The organism is Chryseobacterium sp. BGARF1 (assembly GCF_001677955.1).
Lineage (GTDB): Bacteria > Bacteroidota > Bacteroidia > Flavobacteriales > Weeksellaceae > Chryseobacterium.
In genome coordinates, this window is the sequence record NZ_LELA01000041.1 from 1 (window position 1) to 12,497 (window position 12,497).

At 34.9% G+C, this 12,497-nt stretch carries 9 protein-coding genes; 1 reads left to right on the plus strand and 8 read right to left on the minus strand.

Annotated features, from left to right (window positions below; all coding sequences use genetic code 11):
* Positions 1-258: 258 nt before the first annotated feature.
* The 7 genes from AB671_RS07075 to AB671_RS07105 all read right to left on the minus strand — a co-directional run bounded on the left by AB671_RS07075 (position 259) and on the right by AB671_RS07105 (position 10,496).
* The gene (locus AB671_RS07075) at positions 259-3,858 is read right to left on the minus strand and encodes a choice-of-anchor L domain-containing protein (protein ID WP_066676293.1); all 3,600 of its coding nucleotides are present in this window, start codon (positions 3,856-3,858) and stop codon (positions 259-261) included.
* 169 nt (positions 3,859-4,027) lie between these two features.
* Positions 4,028-6,412 (minus strand): choice-of-anchor L domain-containing protein, encoded by a 2,385-nt coding sequence (locus AB671_RS07080; protein ID WP_066676291.1) that lies wholly within the window; start codon positions 6,410-6,412, stop codon positions 4,028-4,030.
* A 193-nt stretch (positions 6,413-6,605) separates the two neighbouring features.
* Entirely contained in the window at positions 6,606-7,136 is a 531-nt protein-coding gene (locus tag AB671_RS07085; RefSeq protein WP_066676290.1) for a DUF1003 domain-containing protein, read from the minus strand.
* Positions 7,137-7,146: 10 nt separating this feature from the next.
* Positions 7,147-7,914, minus strand: coding sequence for a TIGR02757 family protein (locus AB671_RS07090; protein WP_066676288.1), 768 nt, complete (start codon positions 7,912-7,914; stop codon positions 7,147-7,149).
* Between the two features lie 7 nt (positions 7,915-7,921).
* Positions 7,922-8,836: a ribonuclease Z gene (locus AB671_RS07095; protein WP_066676286.1), complete on the minus strand. Its 915-nt coding sequence runs from the start codon at positions 8,834-8,836 to the stop codon at positions 7,922-7,924.
* 143 nt (positions 8,837-8,979) lie between these two features.
* Positions 8,980-9,555: an RdgB/HAM1 family non-canonical purine NTP pyrophosphatase gene (gene rdgB, locus AB671_RS07100; protein WP_066676284.1), complete on the minus strand. Its 576-nt coding sequence runs from the start codon at positions 9,553-9,555 to the stop codon at positions 8,980-8,982.
* A 110-nt stretch (positions 9,556-9,665) separates the two neighbouring features.
* Positions 9,666-10,496 (minus strand): CPBP family intramembrane glutamic endopeptidase, encoded by an 831-nt coding sequence (locus tag AB671_RS07105; protein ID WP_066676281.1) that lies wholly within the window; start codon positions 10,494-10,496, stop codon positions 9,666-9,668.
* Positions 10,497-10,667: 171 nt separating this feature from the next.
* Here AB671_RS07105 and AB671_RS07110 point away from each other — a divergent pair, with 171 nt between their 5' ends.
* Complete coding sequence (locus AB671_RS07110; protein ID WP_066676280.1) at positions 10,668-11,867, plus strand: MFS transporter; 1,200 nt, start codon at positions 10,668-10,670, stop codon at positions 11,865-11,867.
* A 30-nt stretch (positions 11,868-11,897) separates the two neighbouring features.
* Here AB671_RS07110 and AB671_RS07115 read toward each other — a convergent pair whose 3' ends face one another.
* Complete coding sequence (locus AB671_RS07115) at positions 11,898-12,479, minus strand: DUF3267 domain-containing protein (RefSeq protein WP_066676277.1); 582 nt, start codon at positions 12,477-12,479, stop codon at positions 11,898-11,900.
* Positions 12,480-12,497 lie beyond the last annotated feature (18 nt).

Below are 12,497 nucleotides of genomic sequence, written 5' to 3' on the forward strand. Positions count from 1 at the left end.
GATTAACCTCAATTTGAAATCGGAAATGATGAAAAGAGTTTTAAAATCATTAAACATCAAAGCTTTTTGGCGCAAAGATTATATTTAAACTTTACATTTTTAGAAGGCAAAGGCAAATAAATTTGCTTCGCAAAGCTTAAAAAAAATATAAAATTTCATCAGCTTCACATACTTTACTTAATTGTTTCAAAACACTACCATTTTATAAACAACAAAGCCTTTCCGAATAAGAAAGGCTTTGTTTATATCTTAAAAAAATTAATCTCTATTTTTCAGAAGAATCCATCCGGATTTTAACTCCAGTTTTTTACTTGCCGGGTTTTCCCATTGTACGCGGTACCAATACGTTCCTGTTGGTAAATTAATACCCTTTAAAGAACCATTCCATCTGGTATTTGATTTGTCTGCTTTAAATAATTCGGCGCCATATCTATCAAATATTGAAGCGGCAAAATTCTTATAGTCTATAATTCCGTTAAAATCAATATAGTCATTCGACCCATCATTATTCGGAGTAATGGCATTATTTAAAACAAAAGTGAAAAACTGTAATGTTGTACTACATTTTGCACCTTGTATTCTTACTACTAAATTATAATTGGTATTTTTCAATACATTATAAAATATATTTGAAGTTTGCCAATTTACACCTCCATCAATAGAATATTCTAAAACTCCACCAGCAGGATTTGAAGCCGAAATGGTAAGCATTTCTTTATCGTAAACTACATTGGTAAACTGTGGAAGATTAGGGTTAATAATCTGTGCGGTAAACAATCTAGAACATGTACCATTGCTTATTTCCACAGAATAAGATCCCGGAACATTCGTCGTGATTGTTTGTGTAGTTGCACCGGTACTCCAAAGATAAGTGTAGTTTGGCCCAGCACCCGCATCCAATGTGGCAGGATCTCCTGCACAAACATTAATATCTGCTAATGTAGAAACAATGGCCGGAACGACCTCAATGGTAATTTTTGCAGGTGTACTTGATACACAACCATTGCCTCCTAATGCAAAAACTTCGTATGTTGTAGTCACTGTCGGAGTTACGATTTGTGTATTTCCGTTTCCGGTAAGACCTGTCCAGTTATAAGTGAATCCCCCGCTTGCTGTTAATGTCACAGACTCACCTGCACAGATTTTTCCTTTAGAAGCTGCTATAAAAGCTATTGGTGGGCCTACAATGATTGTAATTGTTGCCGGAGCTGCAGATACACATCCATTTGCTCCTGTAGCAGTAACAGAATATACTGTTGTAGTTGCTGGTGAAACAACCTGCGTATTGCCTGTACCCGTTAAAGTTGCCCAAGTATAAGTTACTCCACCTGCAGCAGTAAGTGTTACAGATTCACCCGGACATATTTGTGCAAACGTAGAAGTTAGGGTGACTACCGGTAAAACTTTATCTTCAATTACATTTACTGTTGCCGTAAAAGTACATGTTAAATTTCCTGGTTGAGTAACATTTGTTACTGTTAATGTATAAGCTCCTCCTGCATTAACTACAGGGCTTAAAGTATTAGCTCCTGAAACAATGTTTCCTCCTGCGGTTGTCCACAAAATCGTTGATCCTACCGGAACCGTAGATGCAGCAGCAATAAGTGTGATTTGAGGAAGTGCACAAGTAATGGTTTGCGGAGCTGCAATTGTTAGATTGGTAACCGCTGTAGTTAGCAACTGTAAAGTTACCACATAGCTACATCCTCCATTTTTAACTAATACATAAATCGTTTGGTTACCCGCACTTGGGAATGTTGTAGGAGCAGCAATTGTATTTCCATTTCCTGCGTTGGCATCTGCCTGAAGTACATAATAAGCAAAAGTTGCTGTTCCCACTGTAGTCATTTGTGATTGTGCAGACGTTAAATCATAAATAATATTTCCTTGCTGATAACATTTCAGTAGTGTTGCATTCTGTACAGTGATTGGCTGTGAAACCTCAATCGTTATTGTTGCAGGTGCTGCAGAAGTACATCCGTTTGCTCCTTGTGCAATAACCGTATAAGTAGTGGTTGTAGCAGGAGTAACTGTTTGTGTATTTCCTGTTCCGGTAAGCCCCGTCCAAGTATAAGTTGTACCTCCTGCTGCGGTAAGTGTTACCGTTTCACCTGCACAAATCAAAATTTTACTTGCCGTAAGTGTTGTCGTTGGCGGTGTACTATTTCCCGAAACTGTTACATTAGCCGTTCCCGTACAAACAACAGTTCCCGGTTGATATGTATTTGAAATGGTTAAAGTATACGTTCCTGCTGTATTAACAATGGGATTTAGGGTATTTCCACCAGATACGATATTACCTCCTGTAGTTGTCCATGCAAATGTAGACCCTGCCGGATAAACCGATGCCGAAGCATTAAGCGTTACTTGGGGGTTGGTACAGGTTAAAGCTGTTGGTGTTGCAATAGTTGCCGTAATCTGTGGAGCTTTTACCAATTGTAGCTGCGCCACTTTAGAACAGAAACCATTTTTCACCAATACATAAATGGTCTGACCTCCGGCACTTGAAAATGTGGTAGGAGTTCCAATTGTACTTGTATTTCCTGCATTTGCATCTGCCTGATTAACATAGTATGAAAAACTAACTCCCGGAGTCGTACTGATGCTTGCTTCAGCTGATGTTAAATTAAAATTGACATTACCTGGGCCATAACAACTCGTTAATGTTGCGTTTTGCACTGTGGGAGACGTTCCTCCAACAATTGTTATAGTAGCAGACCCTGGACATGAATTCCCAGGAAGAGTCACCTCAACTTTATAAACTCCTGGTTGTGTAGCAGTGTAAGAAGCACTGGTTGCACCAAGAATAACTCCAGTATTAAAATACCAAACATAGGTTGCTCCAGGAACCTGCGTAGAAGCTGTAAAAGTCTGCGGTGCATTATCACAAACATTAATGGATGCAGGAAGCTGTACCCCTCCCGGTCCTAAAATCTGTACCCCGATATCAAAAGAGCCTGCTTCTAAAAAGACTCCTGAATCAAATTGAGAATCCTGATTATCTGCTAAAACCATTTTAAAATGATAAGACTGCCCTGGAACTACTGTCGCTTGTGCTGTCAATGGAATAGTTCTCCCACTAAAATTAGTTTCTATACTGGATGTATTATAGCCTCCAAAATATGGAGCGTTCAAAGCTCCACAAGCCAATGGAAGACCATTGAATCTTGTTGCAGGACGAATGTTTTTAACACTCACAGGACCTGCGCCACCTGGTAGAATAGCTAAGTTTGTATAAGTGGAGCCAGCTGTATTAGGCTTTAATAATAATGCAAAACCATCTGTAAAATCACAAGGATAATTATCAAAATATTCTTCGGATGCAAATAGATAATTAAATTTAATTTCAGGTGCTGTCGGAATAAAGTCAAACTCTATATAACTGGCATCTTTTAACACACTATTAGAAATTCCTAATGCATTTGCTAAATCAATGTCGCCTTGTGTTGGAAGTGCATCACTTAATTCGCCTTGTATAAAAGAATTCCCTGCTTTTCTAGCTTGTCCTGTAGTCAGTACAATACCTTTTGCAAAAGGGAAATTGGTAGTTCCTTTATTGAAAAAGCCCCAACTTCTTGTTTGATCACCTGCTGAGAGATTGGGAGAAACTACTACATTAGAAACATTTGCCGTAGAACAAGCAGAACCTCCGGAAATAAGTACATCTTTTACCAATTGTGTAATATTGAAAGAAGATTCTGGGTAACTTGCTGTATTGACATCAATAAATGCTCCTGCTTTCATCGTGAGATTTGATGGCTTGTTGGTATTCTTACTTATTTTTCTCTGTTGAGAAAAAGTAAAATTACCAAGAAGCATCAAAACAAGAAGCAAATATTGTAATCTACCATTTAACATTTTAAACTATTTTTAACAAAAATACTATTTTTTTTGATTAAAATTTAACCAAAATTCATTTACATTAGTTTTAACACAATTCCATAAAGTTCAGGTTTTCAGTTTCATTCGTTACTAAAACAAAAAAAGACCGACAAAATCGGTCTTTTTAAAATATTTGGATTGAATATTATTCAAAATTCTTAAGTAAAATCCAGCCTGTTTTTAAAGTAAGCTGCTTGCTTGCAGGATCTTCGAATGTTACCTGATACCAGTAAGAAGCAGTCGGCAGTTTTTTACCCTGGAAATAACCATCCCAGAAAGGTCTTGTTTTTTCTGCTTTAAATACTACCTTACCATATCGGTCTGAAATAGCTGCTTGGAATTTATTATAATCACTCACGCCTCTGAAATCAATCATATCATTTACATTATCTCCATTTGGAGTAATTACATTCTGCATGATAAAAGTAAAATACTCTAAAGTTCCAACACAACTGGTTTTTTTCACTCGAACTCTAATAGAGATTATTTTATTGTTCGGAATATTATTAAATACATTAGAACCTTGCCAAGTTACTCCGCCATCTGCAGAATATTCAAGTATACCATTACTCAGATTAGAAGCAGTAACAACCAAAGTACCACTCGGGCTGTAATCTACATTGATGATTTCCGGAACAATCGCCAGTTTTACTTCGGTTGTATATCTTTTAGAACAAACTCCATTGCTAATATCCACAAAATAAATCCCTGGGGTTTCAGCTACAACAGTTTGTGTAGTAGCACCATTACTCCAAATATATGAATAATTGGGCCCTGCCCCTGCATCTAAAGTAATTCTATCTCCTGCGCAAATAAATCCGCCTGAAAGATTAGATGTGATAGCAGGTACAACTTCTACTTTAACCATTGCAGGCTGTAACGATTTACATCCCTGAGCACCAATCGCATATACTGTATAAGTTGTAGTTTGCGTTGGTGAAAGTGTTTGCACTGCAGTAGTTATTGTAGAATTACTCCATTGATAGGTAACTCCTCCTGAAGCAGTTAAAGTAATAGATTCTCCTACACAAATTTTCAATTTTGTAGTGACAAGTTCAGCAACCGGAGTCGCTTCTTTACGCAATGTTAAAGTAACTAGTTTACTACAGAAAGCTCCGTTTGAAACAACAACATGCAAGACTTGACCATCAGTTCCATTATATGAAGCTAAATTTGCATTAGGAATAAAGTTAGCATTTTGAGCCTGAGCATCTGCTTGATCTGTGTAGAAACGAAATACCGCACTCGCTGTTGTACTAATCTGTGGTTTAGCATCATTTAAATTAAAATTACTAACAGTGGGAGTTGTACAAAGTTTTAAAATTGCATTTTGTGCTGTCGGAGTTGTACCTCCTACAATCGTTATTTTTGCTTCAACTGGACAAGTATTTCCAGGAATCGTAACAACTACCGTATAAACTCCCGGTGATGTAGCAATGTAAGTGGCATTTGTTGCTCCCGGTATTAATACACCATCTTTATACCATTGATAAGTTGCTCCTGTAATCCCAGAAAGCTGAGCGACCAAAGTCTGAGGTGCATTATCGCACACATTCAAACTTGCAGGCAATGTAGCTCCAGTTCCATCAACAAGCTTAATTCCTATATCAAAAGATCCTCCTTCAAGAAATACTGCAGAATCAAAAATATTATCTCTAAAATCAGCCAAAACCATTTTAAAATGATAAGCCTGCCCAGGAACAACAGTTGCAATAGCAGTTAATGGCACTGTTCTTCCTTCAAAATTGGTTACTATATTAGAAGCTGAATTGTAACCCCCAAAATAAATTTCATTAGAAGGGCCGCATGTTAAAGGTGTTCCATTTGACTGATTAGCAGGATGTATATTAATCATATTCACAGGGCCAGCTCCACCAGGTAATATTGCAACATTTACATAAGGGCCACCTGAAACAGGTTTAATTAATAATGCAAATACATCTGCAAATTCACAAGGATAAGTACTTGTATATTCTTCTGATGCGAAAAGATAGTTGAATTTCACCTGATTAGAATTCGGTACAAAATCAAATTCCAGCATTACATTATCTCTATAATGATCGCTAGGATCAGTACTAGGATTAGGTACTGCAGCTAAAAGATCCGCATCATCTATTCCTGCTCCTGTAATGGTAGCATTTTGGGCTGATGCTACATTACCCGCCTGTCTTGCATATCCTGTCGTTAAAACGATACCATCAGTAAAAGGAAAGTTTGTAGTCCCCTTGTGAAAGTATCCCCAAAACCTATTATTATTAGTCTCTGATTGAGTGGGAGTAACCGTTACATTAGATACATTAGGTACCGAACAAGTAGTACCTCCACTAATCAAAACATTCTTAACAAGTTGCTCTATAGTGTAAGCAGATGGCGCATATCCTGCAGCATTTACATCAATAAATACTCCTGCTTTTTTATTGGTTTCATCGACTATGTTTTTCGGTGGTTGCCTTTTTTGGGCAGAAGTAGACACCGATATAAACAATACTGCGAAAAGAAAAAGGTAATTTTTTAGTCTATAATTTAACATTTTGTAATTGTTTGCCCAAAAATACCAAATTTATTCGATTTAAAACACACAATAACTCTTATTATTAGCAACAATATATTAATTTACTTAAATTCTAATGAAATTTTAATTTAATTCTAATCTTAAAGCAAAAAAGACCAATCACGAGGATCAGTCTTCTTCTTTATATTTTATTAGAATGTTTTTTCTAAAATCAATCTTTTTTCAATTCATCAATTTTATGTTGAAGCTCAGCGATTTTATCTTTTAAAAACCTGATTTCATTTTTATTCGTATTGACATTGTTTTTAAGAATTACTTTTTTCGCTCTTTCATTATGATCTTCATCATCTTCATCTTCATTAATTTCTTCAATATCTTCCTGAATATCTTCAATATCTTCACTAATTTCTTCTAAGTCTTCACTCATCTCTTCAATATCTTCGCTAATTTCCTCGATATCTTCCTGAATATCTTCAATATCCTCCTGAATATCTTCAATTTTTTCGTGACTTTTATTAACTGACATCTGAATAAGAATGGAAAGATAAATGGCTTCTAATGACAAAACCGTTGTTAAAACAAGCAACATTTTGTCTACATCTACAATACCAAATACTGGTAATAAAAATGAGGTTATAAAAAGTAATGTATGAATAATGAGAGAAGGAATAGAACCAATCCACGAGGTGATTCCATCCGCCATTTTTTCAAGAAATTCTATTTTTTCGTATGATGTTTTCATTATTTTTTGTTTAAAATAATTCTTTCGTTACGCCCAGTCCAAATAAAGCAAAATCGTATTTTGCAGGATCGTTTCCGTCAAATTTTCTGATGACCAGGTCTAATTCTTCAACAGTTTTCCAGTCATTCTGCGTTCTTGAAATCAATCCCAGTTTTCTAGATATATTCCCAGTGTGTACATCTAAAGGAATTGATAAAAATTTCTGGTCAATATTCTCCCAGATTCCAAAATCTACACCACGATTATCTTCCCGAATCATCCATCTCAAAAACATAATAATCCTTTTTGAAGATGAATTTTTGTACGGTGAACTTACATGTTTATGCGTTCTATGTTTTTCAACACCTAAAAATTTTTGTCTGAATCTTTCTATAGAATGATAAAAATTATTTTCATTCTTATAAATTAAAAACAGATTTTCAAGACTTTCATGTTCCTTATAAATTTCATTAAACTGTTTAATAAAATAGGCAAAATCTTCGCCATTAAAAGTTCTGTGAATGCTTTTGTCTTTAATCTTATCTAAATCTTTTTCAGAATAATTCATCACAAAATCATAAGGAGAATTCCCCATGATATCCAATATTTTTTCAGCTGATTTAATAATCGATTTTCTGTTTCCCCAGGAAATCGTTGAAGCCAAAAATCCGGCAATCTCAACATCCTGCTTCAACGAAAAGCGATGCGGAATCTGAATCGGATCATCCTGAATAAATTCAAGATTATTGTAAATATCCGCTTTCTCATCAAGAAATTCTTTTAATTCTGAAAAATTCATCACTCTTTTAAATTTTCACGCACTCCAAAGCCTTTGGAAGATAAGAATTTGGAAAAACAGTTCGCGCTTCATCTGTAAATACCGTCAAATCACCATATCGATTAGAAAAATGTCCTAAAATTAATTTTCCCACTTCTGCTTTTTTAGCTATCGTTGCTGCTTCCAAAGCTGTTGCATGCCCTGTATAATCTGCCATTTCTTTCAAATCGTGCAAAAATGTAGACTCATGATACAGAACCGTTACATTTTTGATAATTGGGATTACAGATTCTAAATATCTTGTATCGCTACAAAATGCATAAGAAACAGACGGAGCCGGAGTGGTTGTAAGAATTTCATTTTTAAGAACATATCCGTCACTCAAAACAAAATCTTTTCCTGCTTTCAAATTATGATAATCACAAGTCTCAATTTCAGAATATTTTGAGACCTCTTCCATATTGATATGTCGCTCTTTTGGCTTTTCTTTAAAAAGATATCCGTTACAGTAAATCCTATGATCCAAAGGAATAGTAAATACTTCTACCCTATTATCTTCATAAATCTTTTCTGAATAATCTTTGCCCAGTTCATGATATACCAACTCAAAACCTCGATGTGTTTCGGTAATGCTAAAAATCGTTTCCAGCATTTTTTTTATTCCTTTCGGACCGTAAACATGCAGTGGAGTTTCTCTTCCCAAAAGTCGAAAAGAAGCTATTAAACCAGGCAGACCAAAACAATGATCGCCATGAAGATGCGATATAAAAATATGATTGATTTTTGAAAATCTTGCCTTTGCTTTTCTCAGTTGTACCTGCGTTCCTTCACCACAATCAATTAGAAAACATCTCTCCTCCATTTCCAGAAGCTGAGCTGTAGGTGAAGTATTAATCGTAGGTATCGCCGAATTAAAGCCTAATATCGTTAAATAAGTACTCAAATCAATAGTTTATTAAAACAAATGTACAACAAAAGGTTGAAGTTGGGGTTAAGACTGAGGTTGTGCCTAAACTTTAAACTAAATTTAAAATAAGAAACAAATTAAGTTTTAACCTACAAAACTTTTGCAACCTTAACCTTAACCTAATCTTTCAAAAAATCAAGAAACATATCTAATGCCTGTTTTCTGTGACTTATTTTATTTTTATCTTCAGGATCCATTTCTGCAAAAGTAATTTTGTATCCTTCAGGCACAAAAATAGGATCGTAACCAAAACCTTGATGTCCTTTATTTTCTGTCAATAAATTTCCGTGCACTCTTCCATCAAAATACTGCGCACCGTTTGCATCATAATAACATAATACCGTGATGAAATAAGCTTTTCTGTTTTCAACATTTTCCATTTCGCTTAAAACTTTTTCAATGTTTTTAGCAAAATCATGATCTCCGGCATATCTTGCGGAAAAAATTCCGGGTCTTCCGTCTAAAGATTCTACGACTAAACCACTGTCGTCTCCCAAACTTGGAATACCTGTTTTTTCGAAGCAATATTTCGCTTTAATCAAAGCATTGGCGTTGAAAGAATCTCCGTCTTCCACAATTTCGTCATGAAGGTCGTAATCGCTAAGACTTTTTACAACAAAACTGTTTCCTAAGATTTGCTGAATTTCTTCTTTTTTATGGAGGTTGTGTGTAGCAACTAATATTTCCATTTTTATTTTTTATATGTTTATTTAAACACAAAATGCACAAATATTATTCTCAGACACACAAAAATCGTTGTATAATTTGCGAGAACATTTGTATAATTTGTATTTTTAAATTGAATTTAAATTTCAGAATAACGTACTTTATTTCTAAATGTGAATAGATAGAAAAACACAGAGAACAATACAATTCCGATTGCCAGAATCATCCATTCTTGCAATTCAAAAGCTTCTGCAAAACTTTCTTTTTGAGTATAAAATATCAAGATTGCTGAGCAAAGATTATTAAAACCATGCAAAAGCATTGGTAAAAGCAGTGATTTTGTTTTATAATACACCAATCCTAAGACCGTTCCCAACAAAGTTGCACCGACAAACTGCCACGGATTTCCGTGTATCACACCAAAAAGAATACTTGCCAAAAGTATCGCTTTCCAAGGTTTCACTCCGTTATTAATCATTCCTTTCTGGATAATTCCGCGGAAAATAATTTCTTCAAAAATCGGTGCCATAATCACTGCTGTAATAACCATCACTACAGGGTCATCGGTAAGACCTGCCATCAGATTTTCAAAAAATTCATAAAAATCTCCAAAAAAAGGTCCGGTAGTAGGTATTTGTGACGTGATAAATTCTCCGACAAACATCATTCCAAGCATCATTGGGAAAATTAATAAATAGGTATAAAAATTAGTTGGCGAAAAGTTGAAATTTAATTTTTTCCCTATTTTTTGACGTACCATTAAAAAATCAAACGCTGCAATCATCATACAGAAAACCACTGCATTGGCAAGCATCATAAACCAAGGCTTCTGCATAAAATCTAATTTAAACATAAATTTTCCTGCAATACCAACAACCCCGACAAACATACTGCCAAAAATATAACCTGCAAAAAGGATGAGACCTCCCATCCAGTCAAATATATATTTTGGGTATTTTGAGTTTTCCATGACCAATGAATTTTAAGAGGAACAAAGATAATTGAAATTATATGAAATGAAAATCCACATAAAAGTTCTGATGTTTTTACAGTATGACAAATCTTATCTTTTTTTTAACCTTTGAGACCAAATGTGAAAAATAATATCGCTGTATCTTTGCAGCTTAATTTTTTTCATCCCATGGACAGTTCAATAAATCCACCCAAAAATATCAATGCTCAACTTATTTCTTATGTATCTTTTACTTTTATAGGATATTTTATTATAGGTCTTTCACTTTCCGTTCTGCCGATATTCATCAGCAAAAGTTTAGGATACAGTCTTTTAGTTGCGGGAATCGTAATTAGTTTACAATATATTTCAACTTTTTTCTTGAGAGCATACTCGGGAAAAGTCATTGATGGAAAAGGTCCGAAACCAGCCGTTTTATTTAGCATGATTGGTTTTTCATTAACCGGAATTTTTCTTATTCTTGCTTACTATTTTAAATTTTCACCAATACTAAGCCTTGCATTTTTGGTTATTACCAGACTTTTAACGGGTTGTGCCGAAGGTATGGTTGGTGCAAGCCCAATTAACTGGGCAATTATGGCTTTAGGCGAAAAACATACAGCAAAAATTATCTCTTACAATGGTGTTGCCTGTTATGGAGCTTTGGCAATCGGAGCTTCTTTAGGAATTGTAATTGAACAGAAATTTGGTCTTTATGGCATTGGAATTCTGTCTATCGTATTGGGAATCATTGGTTTTTTCTATGCTAAAACGAAGGAAAACAAGACCAACACGAATCCACAAGAAAATCAGTCGTTTTGGAAAGTCCTGGGAAAAGTGGCTCCTTTTGGAGTTTGTTTAGCTTTAGGTGGAATCGGTTTCGCAAGCATTTCTACATTTATCACGTTATATTACAATTATTTTCATTGGAATAATGGTGCTTTGTGTTTAAGTATTTTCGGAGGACTATTTGTTGCCGGAAGATTGATTTTCAGCAATGTTATCAATAATTACGGCGGAATAAAAGTTGCGATTGCCTGTCTTTTTGTAGAAACTATCGGTCTTTTAATTATCGCATTTGCAACCAACGCTCAAATGGCATTGGTGGGAGCTGGTGTTACAGGATTAGGATTTTCTTTAATATTTCCGGCTTTAGGGGTGATGGCGATCAAAAGCGTTTCACCATCAAGTCAAGGTTCTGCTTTGGCAGGTTACGGACTTTTTATTGATATTTCTTTAGGTGTTGCAGGTCCGATAATCGGGAGTGTTGCCGATTTTTTCGGAATGCAGTTTATTTTCCCGTTCAGTGCAGCAATGGTTTTCATCGGATTAGGACTGGCTTATTTTCTGAAGAAAAAATCAAACTTAAAGAAATTGAGCGAAGCTTAAGTTTAAACTGAATTGGGTTTAATAAGATTATTATTTTGCTGTATAAACAAAGCAACCGGCTTCGCTTGGATGGTCTAAAACCAAATCTTCAGGGTTTTCATTTTTTAAAATCATTAAAATCATAAAATCTCCTGCAGCTCCCATGATAAAGAAAATCCCGAAGCACAACAGATAAAAATTTCCGGTAACGATTGCCCAAACTGAAGGAAGAAAACCCAGAATAATTGCCGGCATTAGAACTCCAATTCTATAATATTTTAATTTCAAAGCCTCTTTGCAATGACAGTAAGGGGTAAGATATTGCTTCAGAAAACCAAACTTTATTGATTTAAAACCGTTTTTACAAAAAGGTAAAAAAGTAAGTCCATGAATAAACTCATGCAAAACAATTCCCAAAACGATAAAAAACAAGGGGATAAATCCACTTAAAAAAGTATATTTTTCTATAAGCCTCTTAAAAGTTGAACTCAAATGCTCGAAACTGAATTGATATTGCCAAAGAAAAATATAAGGAATTAGAAAAACAACGCACGAATAAAGCAATATTTTCAATGAATAAATATTTGCTTTCTTTAAATCAATTGTCAATTTTTTCTCGGTGTAATTTTCCATCAATCAAACATTTTAGGT